The organism is Leisingera sp. NJS204, from assembly GCF_004123675.1.
Lineage (GTDB): Bacteria > Pseudomonadota > Alphaproteobacteria > Rhodobacterales > Rhodobacteraceae > Leisingera.
Genome location: NZ_CP035417.1, coordinates 1439224 through 1454439, shown reverse-complemented (window position 1 = coordinate 1454439; position 15216 = coordinate 1439224). Strand labels below are relative to the sequence as shown.

Annotated in this window: 19 protein-coding genes and 1 other RNA gene; 8 read left to right on the top strand and 12 right to left on the bottom strand. The window is 63.2% G+C overall.

The genetic code is table 11. From position 1 onward, the window contains the following. The first annotated feature begins 147 nt into the window (after window positions 1-147). The gene (locus ETW24_RS07155) at window positions 148-1116 is read left to right on the top strand and encodes an NADPH:quinone oxidoreductase family protein (RefSeq protein WP_129370385.1); all 969 of its coding nucleotides are present in this window, start codon (window positions 148-150) and stop codon (window positions 1114-1116) included. 55 nt (window positions 1117-1171) lie between these two features. Here ETW24_RS07155 and ETW24_RS07150 read toward each other — a convergent pair whose 3' ends face one another. Then, the gene (locus ETW24_RS07150; protein WP_129370384.1) at window positions 1172-2053 is read right to left on the bottom strand and encodes a LysR family transcriptional regulator; all 882 of its coding nucleotides are present in this window, start codon (window positions 2051-2053) and stop codon (window positions 1172-1174) included. A gap of 125 nt (window positions 2054-2178) precedes the next feature. On the opposite strand from ETW24_RS07150, the gene ETW24_RS07145 reads away from it, so the two are divergent. From ETW24_RS07145 to ETW24_RS07135, 3 genes are all read left to right on the top strand, one after another. Then, complete coding sequence (locus tag ETW24_RS07145) at window positions 2179-2400, top strand: DUF1127 domain-containing protein (protein ID WP_129370383.1); 222 nt, start codon at window positions 2179-2181, stop codon at window positions 2398-2400. A 198-nt stretch (window positions 2401-2598) separates the two neighbouring features. Next, a complete protein-coding gene (locus tag ETW24_RS07140) occupies window positions 2599-3375 on the top strand; it encodes a Bax inhibitor-1/YccA family protein (protein WP_129370382.1) in 777 nt (258 codons plus the stop codon). 86 nt (window positions 3376-3461) lie between these two features. Further along, complete coding sequence (locus tag ETW24_RS07135) at window positions 3462-3935, top strand: GNAT family N-acetyltransferase (protein ID WP_129370381.1); 474 nt, start codon at window positions 3462-3464, stop codon at window positions 3933-3935. 15 nt (window positions 3936-3950) lie between these two features. Here ETW24_RS07135 and ETW24_RS07130 read toward each other — a convergent pair whose 3' ends face one another. The 7 genes from ETW24_RS07130 to gatC form a co-directional block, all read right to left on the bottom strand. Beyond that, window positions 3951-4364 (bottom strand): hypothetical protein, encoded by a 414-nt coding sequence (locus ETW24_RS07130; protein WP_129370380.1) that lies wholly within the window; start codon window positions 4362-4364, stop codon window positions 3951-3953. 210 nt (window positions 4365-4574) lie between these two features. Next, window positions 4575-4742 carry a 50S ribosomal protein L33 gene (rpmG, locus tag ETW24_RS07125; RefSeq protein WP_008554190.1) on the bottom strand — a complete coding sequence of 56 codons (168 nt, stop codon included), beginning with the start codon at window positions 4740-4742 and terminating at the stop codon, window positions 4575-4577. A 107-nt stretch (window positions 4743-4849) separates the two neighbouring features. Continuing rightward, an RNA gene (gene rnpB, locus ETW24_RS07120) (RNase P RNA component class A) lies at window positions 4850-5277 on the bottom strand. Between the two features lie 187 nt (window positions 5278-5464). After that, a complete protein-coding gene (locus tag ETW24_RS07115) occupies window positions 5465-6154 on the bottom strand; it encodes an N-acetylmuramoyl-L-alanine amidase (protein WP_129370379.1) in 690 nt (229 codons plus the stop codon). Further along, window positions 6154-6930: an excalibur calcium-binding domain-containing protein gene (locus ETW24_RS07110; protein ID WP_129370378.1), complete on the bottom strand. Its 777-nt coding sequence runs from the start codon at window positions 6928-6930 to the stop codon at window positions 6154-6156. Before ETW24_RS07110 ends, ETW24_RS07115 begins: the two co-directional genes overlap by 1 nt. Before the next feature lie 41 nt (window positions 6931-6971). Further along, window positions 6972-8459 (bottom strand): Asp-tRNA(Asn)/Glu-tRNA(Gln) amidotransferase subunit GatA, encoded by a 1488-nt coding sequence (gene gatA, locus ETW24_RS07105; protein ID WP_129370377.1) that lies wholly within the window; start codon window positions 8457-8459, stop codon window positions 6972-6974. A gap of 5 nt (window positions 8460-8464) precedes the next feature. Further along, window positions 8465-8752, bottom strand: a complete 288-nt coding sequence (gene gatC / locus ETW24_RS07100; RefSeq protein ID WP_129370376.1) for an Asp-tRNA(Asn)/Glu-tRNA(Gln) amidotransferase subunit GatC — start codon at window positions 8750-8752, stop codon at window positions 8465-8467. Window positions 8753-8938: 186 nt separating this feature from the next. On the opposite strand from gatC, the gene ETW24_RS07095 reads away from it, so the two are divergent. Then, on the top strand, window positions 8939-9631 hold the full coding sequence (locus tag ETW24_RS07095; protein ID WP_129370375.1) for a metal-dependent hydrolase: 693 nt from the start codon (window positions 8939-8941) through the stop codon (window positions 9629-9631). Window positions 9632-9750: 119 nt separating this feature from the next. Here ETW24_RS07095 and ETW24_RS07090 read toward each other — a convergent pair whose 3' ends face one another. From ETW24_RS07090 to ETW24_RS07075, 4 genes are all read right to left on the bottom strand, one after another. Beyond that, on the bottom strand, window positions 9751-10374 hold the full coding sequence (locus ETW24_RS07090) for a DNA-3-methyladenine glycosylase I (RefSeq protein WP_129370374.1): 624 nt from the start codon (window positions 10372-10374) through the stop codon (window positions 9751-9753). Then, the gene (locus ETW24_RS07085; RefSeq protein WP_129370373.1) at window positions 10371-10664 is read right to left on the bottom strand and encodes a YciI family protein; all 294 of its coding nucleotides are present in this window, start codon (window positions 10662-10664) and stop codon (window positions 10371-10373) included. The genes ETW24_RS07090 and ETW24_RS07085 overlap by 4 nt, the downstream gene beginning before the upstream one ends. A 21-nt stretch (window positions 10665-10685) precedes the next feature. Then, the gene (locus ETW24_RS07080; protein ID WP_129370372.1) at window positions 10686-11267 is read right to left on the bottom strand and encodes a TetR/AcrR family transcriptional regulator; all 582 of its coding nucleotides are present in this window, start codon (window positions 11265-11267) and stop codon (window positions 10686-10688) included. 95 nt (window positions 11268-11362) lie between these two features. Further along, window positions 11363-11812, bottom strand: coding sequence for a nucleoside deaminase (locus tag ETW24_RS07075; protein ID WP_129370371.1), 450 nt, complete (start codon window positions 11810-11812; stop codon window positions 11363-11365). 61 nt (window positions 11813-11873) lie between these two features. Between ETW24_RS07075 and ETW24_RS07070 the strand changes: the two genes are divergently transcribed. The 3 genes from ETW24_RS07070 (at window position 11874) to ETW24_RS07060 (ending at window position 15214) form a co-directional block, all read left to right on the top strand. Further along, window positions 11874-12938, top strand: coding sequence for a pseudouridine synthase (locus tag ETW24_RS07070; RefSeq protein ID WP_205877374.1), 1065 nt, complete (start codon window positions 11874-11876; stop codon window positions 12936-12938). A gap of 173 nt (window positions 12939-13111) precedes the next feature. Then, window positions 13112-14005 (top strand): 5-bromo-4-chloroindolyl phosphate hydrolysis family protein, encoded by an 894-nt coding sequence (locus ETW24_RS07065; RefSeq protein WP_129370370.1) that lies wholly within the window; start codon window positions 13112-13114, stop codon window positions 14003-14005. Window positions 14006-14023: 18 nt separating this feature from the next. Beyond that, the gene (locus ETW24_RS07060) at window positions 14024-15214 is read left to right on the top strand and encodes a toxic anion resistance protein (RefSeq protein WP_129370369.1); all 1191 of its coding nucleotides are present in this window, start codon (window positions 14024-14026) and stop codon (window positions 15212-15214) included. The last annotated feature ends 2 nt before the right edge of the window (window positions 15215-15216 follow it).

The following is a 15216-nucleotide window of genomic DNA, read 5'->3' as shown; positions in this document are numbered from 1 at the left end:
TTCATGTATCATTTTTCTAAAGGTTTTGTTGCCAAGCGGCTGCCGATCACGTACCTCCCCAGAAATAGCGAGGTGCGGCCAGGCGCAGCACCCCGCCAGTGTAAGGTGGCGAATCACACAGATTCCCGCGGAAGCTGAGGAAAAAACATGCAGGCTTTTCAAGTTCCGGCCTTTGACCGTCCGGCGTCGCTGACTGAAACAGACGTCCCGCCGCCGGGCCCTGGCCAAGCTGCCGTTGCGCTGCGGGCCTGCGGTTTGAACTTTGCCGACCTATTGATGATGAAGGGCAGCTATCAGGACACGCCCGAGCCTCCCTTTACCCTGGGACTGGAAGCGGCAGGCGTGGTGACGGAACTGGGTGAAGGCACAAAAGGGTTTACTCCTGGCGACCGGGTCGCGCTGTTCGGCGGTTCCGGCGGGCTGGCTGAAGCCGGGGTTTTTGACGCAGCCCAACTGATCCGGATCCCGGATGCGATGAGTTTCGAGCACGCCGCGGCGATGCAGATCGCATATGGCACCAGCCACATGGCATTGGATCATTGCGCCCGCCTGCAGCCGGGCGAGACACTGCTGGTAACAGGCGCCGCCGGCGGCGTCGGGCTGACGGCTGTTGAAATCGGCAAGCTGATGGGCGCGACGGTGATTGCCCAGGCCCGCGGGCAGGAGAAGCTGGAGGTTGCTGCCGCTGCCGGTGCGGATCACCTGGTCGATGCCGGTGAAGACCTGCGCAGCACTGTGAAAGCACTGGGCGGGGCCGATGTGGTTTATGACGCTGTGGGCGGCGATGTTTGGAAAGCCGCTTTCCGCGCAGCCAATCCCGGCGCTCGGCTGCTGCCGGTGGGATTTGCCGGCGGCGAGGTGCCGCAAATTCCGGCCAACCACCTGCTGGTGAAGAACCTGACAGTGATCGGTTTCTATCTGGGCGGCTACATGAAATTCCGGCCCGAAGCGGTGCGCCGGTCCTTTGAGACGCTGTTTACCTGGCACGGCGAAGGCCGCATCAAACCGCATATCAGCCACACCCTGCCGCTGGACCGCGCGGCCGAGGGGCTGGAGCTGCTGCGCAGCCGCAAGTCCACCGGCAAGGTGGTGATCACCATGGGCCGCAACCGCTGACCAGACAAGGGAGGGAGCCGCGCTTCCCCCCTCCCGGTGCCGGAGCATCAACGCGTCAACTGGCAGCGCGCAGCGGCGCCGACCACAGCCCTTGAAATGCCTGGCGGATAAATTCGGCCAGCTCCTCGACGTAGGGTGCGCGCACGCGCTCGGCCCCATAGAGGTTGATGTGCTGCATGGGAAGGTCCGGCAGGCCGCAGCCCTGTTCGACAAGCTCTTGATAACCCGGCTGGGTGCCCTCCAGCAGCACACCAATCGCTAGATCGGCGCTGACCGTTGCCTCGACGGTGCGGTCGGAATCGCTGTCGAGCGCCATCTCCCATTCGATACCCGCCTTATCCAGCGCCGCGGTGGCCACGGGGCGGAAACTGCAGTTGCGGCAGAAGCCGAGCCGCAGCGGACGCTGCCGCCAGACCGATCCGTCGGGCGCGCCGACCCAGCGCAACGGCATGCTGTGGATCGTCTCACCGCCCTCGCCTGATCCGTTTTCCGTGGTTAGGATCAGGTCGAAGGCACCGCGCGAGAATTCGGTCTTCAAGTCGCGGGTGTTGGAAGTGCAGAGGTTCACATTCACCCGCGGGTAGCTGAGATTGAACCGCTTCAGCACTTGCGGAATGACCGGATGCACCACGTCATGCGGCACCCCCAGCAGCACCTCGCCCTCAAAGGCCTGGTCTGTCAGCCTGCCGATCACTTCGTCATTCAGCGCCACCATCCTGCGGGCATAACCAAGCATCTGCTCGCCTTCTGCTGTCAGCGCAATGGTGCGCCCGGAGCGGTCCAGAAGGCTTAAACCCAAAAGCTCCTCCAGCCGCTTCATCTGCATGGAGACCGCCGATTGAGTGAGATGCAGAAAACCGGCAGCCCGGGTCACGCCGCCATTGTCCGCCACCGCCACAAAAGAGCGGAGCGTGGTAATATCGAGATTTCTTATCATCACAGCACCTGATGCATTGTATCAAAAACATTCGTTTTTAAAATGTGCCACAAGACGCCATATTCATCAACACAATTGATCACCCAAAAGGGACGCATCACAAACGTAACTGAAGGATCCGCGCCATGACCCCTGCAACCTCCTCCCGCTGCACACCCCGCCCTGCCGCAAAGCCGCAGCTTTCGCTGGCTGCCCGCCTGCGCTTGCACCTGAAGGTCTGGACGCAGCGCCGCCAGCTGGCCAAGCTGGACACCCGCGCATTGGACGACATCGGCGTGACCCGCGCAGAAGCAGACGCCGAGGCCCGGCGCGGATTCTGGAGCGCGCCGGATCACTGGTCCCGCTGAGACCACTGCAGCCCGATTTGACGCCCGCATTTGAGATGGGCCGCCAGCCGGCGGCCCGTTTCCTCGTTTTTCATGTATTTATTGCCCTGAAATACTTGAACCGGAACGCAGTTCCCCCGATATTTAGCGGGAATGCTGCCGGCCGCGGCCCGGCTCGTGCGCCGGCAGCAAGGGAGTAATTTACGGAGACCACCCAAGATGGCACAATTCGACACCATCCGGTCTGCCGCCGGCGCCCGCGCCGCGCAGATTGATGAGGGCCTGCGCGCCCATATGAACAAGGTCTACGGCACCATGGCCGCAGGCACGTTCATCACTTTCCTTGCAGCCTGGGCCATTTCCGGCCTGGCCGTCACTGCGGACCCGGCTAATGCCGTGGCGCAGCTGAGCGCGGATAAATATCTGACCAATATCGGCCATGCGCTTTACGCTTCGCCGCTGAAATGGGTCGTCATGTTTGCACCGCTGGCCTTTGTCTTTGGCATCGGCGCTGCCGCAAACCGCATGTCCGCGGCCGGCGTCCAGCTGCTGTTTTATGTCTTCGCCACCGTGATGGGCCTGTCGATCAGCTCGATCTTCCTGGTGTTCACCGGCGAGAGCATTGTGCAGGTGTTCCTGATCACTTCCGTCGCTTTTGCAGGCCTGTCGCTGGTCGGTTACACCACCAAGAAAGACCTGTCCGGCATGGGCGCCTTCCTGATCATGGGTCTGATCGGCCTGATCGTGGCCTCGATCGTCAATATTTTCCTGGCGTCGTCGGCGATGGCCTTTGCGATCTCGGTGATCGGCGTGCTGATCTTTGCGGGCCTCACCGCCTATGACACCCAGCGGATCAAGAACGACTACCTGCAGATGGCCCATTCGGGCGACCAGGAATGGCTGGCAAAATCCGCCATCATGGGCGCACTCAGCCTTTATCTGGACTTCATCAACATGTTCATGATGCTGCTCCAGCTGCTTGGAAACCGCGAATAAGCGTACAACACATTCCAAAGTCAGCGAGGGGCGGATCACAACGATCCGCCCCTTTTCGTTTCAACAACAATAAGAGGGATGACCCCATGAAGATTATCGAGATTCCCGCGGTGGAGGCAGACCGTCTGCTGCCGCTGTTGCAGGACCTGCATGCGCTGCACGCAGCACATCAGCCAGAGCGCCACACACCGGCCCCTGGCAGCACTGATCTGGCCGCATGGCTGCAGGAGTGGCTGCGGGAAGAGAACATCTTTGCGCTGGCTGCAGAAAGCCCGCAAGGGGCGCTGCTGGGCTATCTGATCTATGAGCTGCAGAACCGGCCGGCGCTGCCCATCCGCGCGGCTGAAACCCGCGCCATGCTGCACCATATTTCGGTGACCGAAGCCTGGCGCCGGATGGGGGTTGGCAAGGCGCTGGTCGAGGCGATGAGGGCACAGGCACTGGCGGCGGGCGCCACAGTGGTTGCAGCCACTTATGCGCCCTTCAACACCGCCTCAGCCGCGCTGATGCAGGGGATGGGAATGGATCCGGTGCTGACTATGGCCGAGTGGCGCGCCTAGTGTAGATCTGTGGCGTCAGGATCCCGGAGCGGCGCAGTCCAGCCCGGTGGAGACGGCGATTGTGCCCCGGCGGCTCGACACTTTGCGCACTTCTCCGTCCGGGCGGCAGCCGGAGGCCTCTGTGACCAAACCAAGGAACTCAGCCGCTGGGATCTCTGGCAGGCTGGGCACCGCACTGTCCTCCGGGACGCTTAAAACCGCCATTCCGGCACTGCCAGATCGGACCAGGCACAAGGCCAGCCTGCGCCCCTGCAGGTGCACGATTTTGTCCACCACAGCCCGCTCTCCGCCGGAAGGGGCCGGCGACGCTGCCTGCAGATGCCGTGCCTCGACAGCAGGCGGCGGCGGCACCGCCATCCCAGCATCAAAAGAGCTGGAGACCGGCGCCCCGCCCGCTGCCAGCGCAGCCGCAATCATAAAAACCCTCACAGCACATCCACCCGTTTGTTCATTAACCCACGGGTTTAAGGCTAGGCGGGAATTGGGGCACGAACGTGCCGCGGCAGGTGGCCGCGCGGCGGAAACAGCCCGGCATTTTCCGAGAATTTGAAGCAGCCGCGCGAAGTGTTAGGCCAGCGCAAAAGAAAACGGGCCGCGCCAGGCGCGACCCGTTTCCGGAAATCATTCCAAAGGAAAGGCTTACTTGATTTTGCCTTCTTTGTACTCGACATGCTTGCGCACAACCGGGTCGTACTTCCGCACAACCATTTTTTCGGTCATGGTGCGAGCGTTTTTCTTGGTCACATAGAAGTGGCCGGTGCCCGCGCTCGAGTTCAGGCGGATCTTGATTGTGGTCGGCTTCGCCATGGTGCTTCTCCTGCGTCCGAAAAGGCAGGGGCCTCTCGGTAAATTCCTATCTGAAGCCCGGCTTGTACCTGCCCCAGCCCCCAAGTCAATAGGATTCGGGGGTAATTATGCGCAGAAGGCCTGTAAGCCGGATCCTGTCCCCCCGGGACCGTAATCCCGGGCTCGACGGCCATTCATCTGGGGCCCGCATTGCTGCGTGCCTCTAGCTGCCAACCCGGCCCCTCTCGGCTGAAGCGTGCCTAGCAGCGGTTTCCCGTTTCCGGGACCTGCCTGCGCGGGGGCCCTATTTGGCATTGCTCCCGGTGGGGCTTGCCGTGCCGCCCCTGTTGCCAGCGGCGCGGTGGGCTCTTACCCCACCGTTTCACCCTTACCCGCCGAATGCTCCGTTGGCGAACCTCCGGTCCGGCGGGCGGTCTGTTTTCTGTGGCGCTTTCCGTCGGGTTTCCCCGCCCGGGCGTTACCCGGCACCGTTGCTTCATGGAGTCCGGACTTTCCTCGCGGGGCCTGAACCCCACGCAGCCGTCCAGCCTTCTGCGCGCCGGATGCGTAGGAACATCGGCGGGCGGCGTCAAGCAGATAGTGCAGACGGCAGGGGCTTTGCCCCTCTTGGCCTCGCGGCCTATTCACCCCAGGATATAGGCAGCCAGTAGAATACAGGATCCCCTGTTCATCTGGCCAGAAATATCCCGGAGCGCGAGGCAGAGCCTCGCTATACATCATGTTCAGAGGCCGCCCCGGCCAAGCGGAATAAAATCCTCAGGCGAGAGCGGCCCGCGCGCCCAAGGCCGGAAACGCAAGCGGACAGCGGCCAGCAGCGCTTCGTCATCCGCCGGCGCCGTGAAGCCGGCCTTGCGGGCGGCCTTGCGGAAGTGATCGAACGTAAAGGCTTGCGGCCGCTGTCCGCTCCCTGTGTCTTCAGCCAATCCCTGGCGGGCCAGCCGGGCCCAGTCGAACCGCGGGCCCGGGTCGGCCTTTCGCCCCGGCGCCATGCAGGAATGGCCGATGACCCCGGCCGGAGCGATAAACCAGCGCTGCGTGATACCCTGCATCAGATCTTCAAGCGCTGCCATCTGGCGCGCGCTGAAGGGGTGATTGCCGCGATTATCCAGTTCGATGCCGATGGAGCGGGAGTTTATGTCCGCCTGGCCGCACCACTCCCCTGCCCCGGCATGCCAGGAGCGGTCAGCTTCGGCCACCAGTTGCCAGAGGGTGCCGTCCGATCCGATCAGGTAGTGGGCGGAAACTTCGGCAACCGGGTCGCAGAGCCGTTCCAGTGCGGCCTGCGCGCTTTTCATCGCGGTGTAATGCAACACAATCAGGGACGGTGTCAGACCGTCCCTGCGCGGCCCTGAATTCGGGCTGGGGTGCCAGATGGCGCCCGGATGATCAGGCCCGCGCTGATCCGGCGCCATCAATTCTGAACGGCCTGCCGGTACGGTGCCGGGTCCCAGCCGCAGGCAAAGCCGTCACCATCCGGGTCCAGCGCCTTGCGGTCCCGCTGCGGGCCGCCCGCGTCGAGGAATGCGGTCTGGGCCTGATCAGGTGAGGCAAACTCGGCGCAGTTGCGCTTGCTGCGGGCCTGCAGGTTGATGCCCGCACGGCTGTAGAGACGGGCACCCTTGGAGTTGCTGGTGCTCAGCGCGTATCGCACGATGTTGGGACTGGCAGTATCGGTCCTCTGCGGCACTGCCACCGGCTGCACCTGCTGGTATTGCGCCCGCTGGCGCTCCAGCCGGGCGGCATCGCTTTCGATCGACTGACGGGAGGAGACCGCCTGGAAGTCGTTCTCATCCGAAATGCTGGCATTGCCGCCCGGCTGCGGTGCCGGGTTGGAGGGGCTGGCCTGCAGCGGCGCGATCCCGGAATTCGACTGTGAAGCCGCAAGGGCCGCAGCCGTTTCGCGGGCAATATCGGCATCGCTGCCAGCGGCCGGCACAGACGAGGTGAACGTGCCTGCCGCCGCAACCGACCCAGGGCTGCGCGGCGCCGGGCTTACCTGATAGGGTTCGGTCGAGACCCGCGCAGGCGGCACCAGCGGCGCCCCTGTAATTGTGGCGCCTGCGGCGGGAGGCGGTGCAAACGGATCACCGTCAATGCCGACGTTTGCGGCACTGTCGGGGACCTGAGGGGAACAGGCAGCCATAACCAGAAGGCTGCCTGCAGCGGCGTAAGATGCGAATGCGCGCATGGGGTTACCTGTCAGTTCTGCTCAACTCATTGAGCAGAGCATTACCACCATTGCTGCGGCTTGGCTACAAAGCCTGCTGCATTCTCCAGCGCATAGGCAGTGTTCAGCAGATCGCCCTCATCCCAGGGCTTGCCGATCAGCTGCAGACCCAGCGGCAGGCCTTGGGCATCCAGCCCCGCAGGCACTGCAATCCCCGGCAGGCCTGCCAGGTTCACAGTGACGGTAAAGACGTCGTTCAGATACATCTGCACCGGGTCCGCATCCGTCATCTCACCGAGACCAAAGGCCGCCGACGGGGTTGCCGGGGTCAGGATCGCATCGACGCCAGCAGCAAAGACGTCCTCGAAATCTTTCTTGATCAGAGTGCGGACGCGGCGGGCGCGGTTGTAATAGGCGTCATAGAATCCTGCCGACAGCACATAGGTGCCAACCATCACCCGGCGCTGCACCTCGGGACCAAAACCTTCGGCGCGGGTCTTTTCGTACATCTCGGTGATGCCGTCGCCAGCCTTCAGCGCGGCGCGCTGGCCATAGCGGACACCGTCGTAGCGGGCCAGGTTCGAAGACGCCTCAGCCGGGGCAATCACATAATAGGCAGGCAAAGCGTATTTGGTGTGGGGCAGCGAGATGTCAACGATCTCGGCGCCCGCGGCCTTCAGCATTTCGGCGCCATCGGACCACAGCTTTTCAATCTCGCCCGGCATGCCGTCCATACGGTATTCCTTGGGGATACCGATTTTCTTGCCCTTGATGTCGCCGGTCAGCATCGCCTCGAAATCCGGCACCGCCAGTTCGGCGCTGGTCGAATCTTTGGGGTCATAGCCGCACATGGCTTCCAGCATGATCGCCGCATCGCGGACCGATTTGGTCATCGGGCCGGCCTGATCCAGCGAGGAGGCAAAGGCAACAATGCCCCAGCGCGAGCAGCGGCCATAGGTCGGTTTGATGCCGACAGTTCCGGTGAACGCTGCGGGCTGGCGGATCGAGCCGCCGGTGTCGGTGCCGGTTGCTGCCAGGCAAAGGTCTGCTGCCACAGCCGAGGCCGAGCCGCCGGAGGAGCCGCCCGGTGTCAGCTGTGCGTCATCATTGCCGCGGCGCCAGGGGCTGACGGCATTGCCGTAAACCGAGGTCTCGTTGGACGAACCCATGGCGAATTCGTCCATGTTCAGCTTGCCCAGCATGACGGAACCGGCATCAGCCAGCTTTTGCGAGACAGTGGATTCATATTCCGGCTTGAAGCCTTCCAGAATCCCCGAAGCGGCCTGCGACGGCACACCTTTGGTGCAGAACAGATCCTTGATGCCGACCGGCAGGCCGCACATGGAAGGGGCACCGCCCGCCTTGATGCGCACGTCTGCCGCCTGGGCGCGGTCCAGCGCTATCTCCGGGGTCTTGTGCACAAAGGCGTTCAACGCATCTGCGGCGTCAATCGCCTTGAGGCAGGCTTCGGTCAGCTCAACAGAGGTGGTATCGCCTTTGCGCAGCGCGTCGCGGGCCTCTGCCAGGCCCAGTTTGTTCAGATCGCTCATGTCTCTTACTCCACCACTTTGGGCACTGCGAAGAAGCCTTCGCGGGCATCGGGCGCATTGGCCAGCACCTTGTCCTGTTGGCTGCCGTCGGTGACTTCATCCACCCGGCGCTTGAGGCGCTGCGGGGTGACCGAGGTCATCGGCTCGACGCCGGTCACATCCACTTCGTTCAGCTGTTCGATGAAGCCCAGGATCGTGTTGAACTCGTCCGCCAGCGCCGGAAGTGCTGCGTCTTCAACCTTGATCCGGGCCAGTTTGGCCACCTTGGCGGCGGTGCTTTGGTCAATCGACATGGGAACCCTCATCTGGTGTTACTGAGGCATTTACCGCCGCACCGCCCCGCCTGCAAGCCTGCAAGGGACGTTCGCTGCGTCCTCGCCTGGCCAGCCCGGCAGGCGGGCAAATTATCCGCAGGCTTCAATTCCATTTCGCAGCAAGCCTGTTAGGCTTCGGCCAAAAGCCACGGGAGGAGATTTGAGATGAAGATCATTTGGCTGGGACACGGATCGTTCCGCATTGAGGCCGCAGGCCGGGTGCTGCTGGTCGACCCCTGGCTTAGCGGCAATCCGGTTTTGCCGGAGGACCGGCATGAGGCCGCAATTGCGGGCGCCACCCATATCCTGCTGACCCATGTGCATTTCGATCATGTGGTGGATGTGCTGCCGCTGGCAAGACGGCTGGAGGTGCCGGTGGCTGGGCAATACGACCTGATGGGGCTGTGGGGCGAAACCGAAGGGGTGGAGACCATTGGTTTTAACAAGGGCGGCGCAGTGGATCTGGATGGGGTGAAGGTTGCGATGGTGCCTGCCTCGCACAGTTCGACCTTCAACACCCAGGACGGCCTGCGCACCGGCGGCTCGGAAGTGGGCTACATGCTGATGGCGGAGGGCAAGACTGTCTACCTGTCCGGCGACACTGCAATCATGGCCGACATGGACTGGATGGGGGATTACTACAAACCCGATATCGGTATCCTGTCTGCAGGCGGGCATTTCACCATGGACATGAAACAAGCAGCCTATGCCGCCAAGCGCTATTTCAGTTTCAAGACGGTGATCCCCTGCCATTACAAAACCTTCCCGATCCTGGAGCAGGACGCATCGGATCTGATTGAGGGGCTGCCGGGGGTCGAGGTCATTGAACCGGAGGTGATGAAAGCAATCGAACTGTAGCTATTTTGGGACGCACCGGGGCACTCCCGCCCGGCGCAGGATCTGCGTTGCAGTTCTGCACCTGTCGGGCCGGGCGCCGGGCCTGCGGCCCGGCGCGGTTGCGCTTCACTCAGACGCCGTCAGTCAGACGTTTCCAGCCGTGGCGCGGTAAAGGTCTTTCTCGCTTCAGCCGCTTTCTCCCGGCAGATACAGCCGCGGGCATGGTCATTGATCAAACCCATTGCCTGCATGAAGGCAAAGGCCGTGGTGGGGCCGACAAATTTCCAGCCGCGTTTCTTCAGCGCCTTGGACAGGGCCACCGAATCGGGACTGGTTGAGGCGGTCTGCGGTTCCGGAAGATCTTCTGGTCTTGGCTCGAAACTCCAGAAAAACGCCGCAAGCGAGCCGGCCTCAGCCACCAGCTCCTGGGCGCGGGCGGCGTTGTCGATCACCGCTTCGATCTTGCCGCGGTGGCGGATGATGCCCTTGTCCTGCAGCAGGCGCTCCACGTCCCGTTCGCCGAATTCGGCCATCTCATAGAAATCAAAACCGGCAAAGGCGGCGCGGAAATTCTCGCGCTTGTCCAGAATGGTGCGCCAGCTGAGACCGGACTGGAAGCTTTCCAGGCAGACCTTCTCGAACAATCGGATGTCGTCGCCGACCGGATAGCCCCATTCCTCGTCGTGGTAACGCAGGAAGTCCGGCGCCGAGGCGCTCCAGGTGCAGCGGGGATGGCCGTCGGCGGCGATGATGGTGCTGCTCATTCCCCGCCCCGCAGGAAGTCAAGCCGGGGGTCCATCATGGTGGGCGCCACGCCGATGATTTCCGGCTCCACCACGCCGCCGCTCACAAATGGATCCTGCGCGACGCGGGCGGCCAGTTCCTCTTCGCCTTCACCCACGGCGAGGATCGCGCCGCCTTCGCCATCGGTCATGGACCCGGCAGCAAGGAACACCCCGTCCTCGAACCCCTGTTTCAGCCAGGCCTTGTGGCCCTCCAGGAATTCGGCCAGGTGGTCCTTCTGCGCCGCGAATGAAAGCAAAATAAAATACATGCGTGTCTCCTATGATGAGTGTTAGGCAGGGTGATCCCCTGGCAGCTGATCGCCGAGCCAATCCAGCATCAGCGCCACTTCTCTATTGATGAATTCCACGTCGCCAAACGCCTGCGCCAGCGTTGCCGCCCCCTGGCTGCGGGCCAGCAGGTGCATGGCCAGGGCGTCCGCCGCTTCGCCGCAGCCCGCCCGTTCAAACTGGCAACACAGCCAATCGCGGAACAGGGTGAAAATGGCATTGGCCTGATCCCGGGCGGCGTGGTCCAGTTTGCCCAGTTCCGCCACCAGCGTGCCGACCGGGCAGCCGTAGAGGGCGATCTTGGCCTGATTGGCAATCAGGATGCGGATAAAGCAGGCGATCCGCTGCCCGGGGCTGCTGACCTCCGCCTGCCAATCCTTCAGCATGGTGCGGGTACTGGCCATGCGGCGCGCGATCACCGCTTCAAGGATCTCGTCCTTGGTCTTGAAATGATAGTAGAAATTTCCGCGCGAGATGCCAACCGCAGCAGCGATGTCCGCAAATGACGTCACCTCGAACCCGCGTTCATAGAACAGCTGATCGGCGGCTTCTGCAATCCGGTCTCTGGTTGTTTCCTGCGCCATCCAAACCCCTAGGACAAATGACCTACACCTTGAATAGGACAAATGACCTAATTCTGCAATCACCAAAAGCCGGGCGGAAAATTATCGTTATCTGCTTAGCGTTTGCCCGCGAAGAAGTCCTTGAGCAATGCGCTGGCCTCGCCTTCGGCTATGCCGTCATAAACTTCGGGCGCGTGGTGCGCCTGGGGATGGGAGAACACGCATGCGCCATGCGCAACACCGCCGGATTTGGGATCGGAAGCCCCGTAATAAACCCGGCGGATGCGGGCAGCGGCAATGGCGGCGGCACACATCGCGCAGGGTTCCAGCGTCACATAGAGATCAAAGCCGGTCAGCCGTTCGCCCCCAAGCGCGGCACAGGCCTCCCGGATCGTCAGGATCTCGGCATGAGCGGTTGGGTCGCTCAGCTCGCGGGTGCGGTTGCCCGCCAGCGCCGCGACCTGCCCGTCCGGTGCGATCAGCACCGCGCCGACCGGCACCTCGCCGCGGTCTGCCGCGGCACGCGCCTGCTCCAGCGCCTTGTCCATATGCGATTTGAATGCCATGCCCCTTCCTGCCCGCGATTGCGCGCTTTCGCAAGGCGGCGGAATGCTCTATGGCACGCACATGAGCAAAGCACCCGCATCCCCCAAGGGCAAACCCGGCCCGAAATCCCAGCCCCGCAAAGCTGCAGCCGCCGCCCCTGCCGGCGGCGCCGCCCCCGAGGGCGACCGCATCGCCAAGGTTTTGTCGCGCGCAGGCGTCGCCTCGCGCCGGGAGGCTGAACGGATGATCGCCGAGGGCCGTGTGTCAGTGAACGGCGAGAAGATCGACAGCCCGGCGCTGAACGTGACTGCGGCGGACCGGATCAGCGTCGATGGCAAGCCCCTGCCCGAGGCCGAAGCGCCGCGGATGTGGCTGTACTATAAGCCGATCGGACTGGTCACCTCGAACAGCGACGAAAAGGGCCGCGCGACGATCTTTGACGAGCTGCCCGAAGACATGCCGCGGGTGATGACGGTCGGGCGGCTTGATATCAACTCCGAAGGCTTGCTGCTGCTGACCAACGACGGCGGCATCAAGCGCAAGCTGGAACTGCCCTCGACCGGCTGGCTGCGCCGTTACCGGGTGCGGATCAACGGCCGCCCCAAGGACGAAGATTTTGCCCCGCTGCGCCAGGGCCTGGTGATCGAGGGCGAGCGATTTCAGCCGATGACCGTTGCCTTGGACCGCCAGCAGGGCGCCAATGCCTGGCTGACCGTGGGCCTGCGGGAAGGCAAGAACCGCGAGATCCGCCGCGCGATGGAGGATATCGGCTTCAACGTGAACCGGCTGCTGCGGATTTCATACGGCCCGTTCCAGCTGGGCGAGCTGAAACCCGGTGCAGTCGAGGAGCTGCGCTCGCGCGTGGTACGCGACCAATTGGGGCTTGCTCCGGAAGAAGAACAGCCCGAAACCCGCCCGACTCGTTCGCGCAGCGGCAAACCTGCAGGCAAGCCTGGCGGCAAACCGATGGGCAGACCAGCCGGCAAACCGGCAGGAAAACCAATGGGCAAACCGGGTGGAAAACCCGGGCAGAAAGCGCAAGGGAAACCGGGCAAACCCTCCGGCAAGCCGTCAGCCCCCCGCGGCGGCGGGGACGCTCAGCGCGGGGGCGGAAAGCGTCCGATCGGCAAGAATCCCCGCCGCTGAGCCATTTCCCGCAGACTTCCCCCTAGCAACACCGCCAGCTATCCCCTAGATTTCCAATCAGTTAATCTTTGCTGGCCGTTCTGGGGGGACCTGCGTGCAGAAACTTGCCTATGCTGCCCTGTTGATCCTGATGCTTGGCCTCAGCACCGGCTGGATTGTAGGGGGCTGATCCCATGGCACAGCGTTACGGCGGCAAATACAGCCCCGATGGAAAACCCGCGCAGCAGCCCGCAAAGCCCGCGCAATCCTTTCGCAATGCGCAAGTAGATCCTGTTGGCATGCGCGCCAACCTGATGTTTGTGCCGCCCGCGATCCTGACGCTTTTGTCCTTGAACGACGGAGCAATAGGGCTGGCGCTGGGGCTGGCAGGCGCAGGCCTGTGGACCGGCGGCGCCTTCCTGCTGCGCGAAGGACTGAAGGCCGAGGCCGCCTTTGCCGCCCGTAAGGTGGCCCGCAAACCCGCCCTGCCCCGCAAGATCCTGGCCGCATTGCTGGCAGGCACAGGCGCGGCGCTGGCGGCGTGGAAGGCCGAGCCCGGTGTTCTGACCGCAGTTATCTATGGCGCCGCAACGCTTGGCCTCTACCTGACCGCATTCGGGATCGACCCGCTGCAGGACAAAGGCGCCGAGGGCATCGATGAATTCCAGCAATCCCGTGTCGCCCGTGCGGTGGACGAGGCGGAAATGAGCCTTGCTGCGATGACCGACGCCGCTCTGCGCGCCCGTGACCGCCAGGTCGAAGCCCGGGTAGAGCAGTTTCAGGCGGTAGCCCGCGACCTGTTCCGCACGGTCGAGGAAGACCCGCGCGACCTGACCGCGGCGCGCAAGTATCTGACCGTGTATTTGCAGGGCGCCCGCGACGCGACGGTGAAATTCGCCGATATCTACGCCCGCAGCCAGGACGCCCAGGCCCGCACCGATTATCTGGCGCTGCTGGATGATCTGGAACAGAATTTTGCCGCGCGCACCCGCAAGATGCTGGTCGAGGACCGTGCGGATCTGACCATTGAAATTGATGTGCTGCGCGACCGTTTGCAGCGTGAAGGGGTCCATCTGGACCAAAACTGATTAGCGAGGAAGCCGTTCATGTCCGAAGCCGTGCAACAGAAAGCCGCCCAAGCCGAGGCCCTGGTCAATGAGGTCACGGCGATCGAACTGCCCGAACCTGCCGCAGACATCCAGCCGCTGGCGCAGGCCGACGCCCCCACCAGCGAAGCGATCCGGGTGCGGATGGATCAGATCGACATGGGCGACACCAATTCGATCATTCATTTCGGCTCGGCCGCGCAAAGCGAACTGCAGACGATCAGCCAGGCGATGCTAGCCGATGTGCGTAACAAGGACGTGGGGCCTGCGGGCGATTCCTTACGCAATATCGTGACCACCATCCGCGGCTTTTCAGTGTCCGAACTGGACATCCGCCGCAAGCCGTCGTTCTGGGAGCGCCTGCTGGGCAAGGCAGCCCCTTTTGCCAAATTCACCGCGCGGTATGAAACCGTGCAGGGGCAGATCGACAAGGTCACCGACGATCTGCTGGGACACGAGCACACCCTGCTGAAAGACATTAAGTCTCTCGATATGCTCTACGAGAAAACGCTGAGCTTCTATGACGAGCTGGCGCTGTACATCGCTGCGGGCGAGGCCAAGCTGGCTGAGCTGGACGGGACCGCCATCCCCGCAAAGGAAGCCGAAGTGCAGTCAGCACCCGAAGATGACCAGGTGATGAAGGCGCAGGAGCTGCGCGACCTGCGCGCCGCGCGCGACGACCTGGAACGCCGGGTGCATGACCTGAAACTGACCCGCCAGGTCACCATGCAGTCGCTGCCCTCGATCCGGCTGGTGCAGGAGAACGACAAGTCGCTGGTCACCAAAATCAACTCAACCCTGGTGAACACCGTGCCGCTGTGGGAGACCCAGCTGGCCCAGGCGCTGACCATTCAGCGTTCGGCCCAGGCCGCCGCCGCTGTGCGTGACGCCAATGACCTGACCAATGAACTGCTGAAATCCAACGCAGCCAATCTGCGCCAGTCGAACGAGATGATCCGGCAGGAGATGGAGCGCGGCGTCTTTGACATCGAAGCAGTAAAGCAGGCCAATGCCGACCTGATCGGCACCATTCAGGACAGCCTGCGGATCGCTGACGAAGGCAAAGCCAAACGCGCCGCTGCCGAGGCGGACTTGCAGAAGATGGAAGCTGAGCTGCGCGATACGCTGGCCTCTGCCAAGTCGCGCCGCGACGGGGTCGGCGACAACGCCGGCACCGCTGTGCCGACCTGAGC

Excerpts from the sequence above, each read along its gene's own strand:
- ETW24_RS07155 (WP_129370385.1), top strand. The coding sequence starts at position 148 with ATGCAGGCTTTTCAAGTTCCGGCCTTTGACCGTCCGGCGTCGCTGACT.
- ETW24_RS07150 (WP_129370384.1), bottom strand. The coding sequence starts at position 2,053 with ATGATAAGAAATCTCGATATTACCACGCTCCGCTCTTTTGTGGCGGTG.
- ETW24_RS07145 (WP_129370383.1), top strand. The coding sequence starts at position 2,179 with ATGACCCCTGCAACCTCCTCCCGCTGCACACCCCGCCCTGCCGCAAAG.
- ETW24_RS07140 (WP_129370382.1), top strand. The coding sequence starts at position 2,599 with ATGGCACAATTCGACACCATCCGGTCTGCCGCCGGCGCCCGCGCCGCG.
- ETW24_RS07135 (WP_129370381.1), top strand. The coding sequence starts at position 3,462 with ATGAAGATTATCGAGATTCCCGCGGTGGAGGCAGACCGTCTGCTGCCG.
- rpmG (WP_008554190.1), bottom strand. The coding sequence starts at position 4,742 with ATGGCGAAGCCGACCACAATCAAGATCCGCCTGAACTCGAGCGCGGGC.
- ETW24_RS07115 (WP_129370379.1), bottom strand. The coding sequence starts at position 6,154 with ATGGCGCCGGATCAGCGCGGGCCTGATCATCCGGGCGCCATCTGGCAC.
- ETW24_RS07110 (WP_129370378.1), bottom strand. The coding sequence starts at position 6,930 with ATGCGCGCATTCGCATCTTACGCCGCTGCAGGCAGCCTTCTGGTTATG.
- gatA (WP_129370377.1), bottom strand. The coding sequence starts at position 8,459 with ATGAGCGATCTGAACAAACTGGGCCTGGCAGAGGCCCGCGACGCGCTG.
- gatC (WP_129370376.1), bottom strand. The coding sequence starts at position 8,752 with ATGTCGATTGACCAAAGCACCGCCGCCAAGGTGGCCAAACTGGCCCGG.
- ETW24_RS07095 (WP_129370375.1), top strand. The coding sequence starts at position 8,939 with ATGAAGATCATTTGGCTGGGACACGGATCGTTCCGCATTGAGGCCGCA.
- ETW24_RS07090 (WP_129370374.1), bottom strand. The coding sequence starts at position 10,374 with ATGAGCAGCACCATCATCGCCGCCGACGGCCATCCCCGCTGCACCTGG.
- ETW24_RS07085 (WP_129370373.1), bottom strand. The coding sequence starts at position 10,664 with ATGTATTTTATTTTGCTTTCATTCGCGGCGCAGAAGGACCACCTGGCC.
- ETW24_RS07080 (WP_129370372.1), bottom strand. The coding sequence starts at position 11,267 with ATGGCGCAGGAAACAACCAGAGACCGGATTGCAGAAGCCGCCGATCAG.
- ETW24_RS07075 (WP_129370371.1), bottom strand. The coding sequence starts at position 11,812 with ATGGCATTCAAATCGCATATGGACAAGGCGCTGGAGCAGGCGCGTGCC.
- ETW24_RS07070 (WP_205877374.1), top strand. The coding sequence starts at position 11,874 with ATGAGCAAAGCACCCGCATCCCCCAAGGGCAAACCCGGCCCGAAATCC.
- ETW24_RS07065 (WP_129370370.1), top strand. The coding sequence starts at position 13,112 with ATGGCACAGCGTTACGGCGGCAAATACAGCCCCGATGGAAAACCCGCG.
- ETW24_RS07060 (WP_129370369.1), top strand. The coding sequence starts at position 14,024 with ATGTCCGAAGCCGTGCAACAGAAAGCCGCCCAAGCCGAGGCCCTGGTC.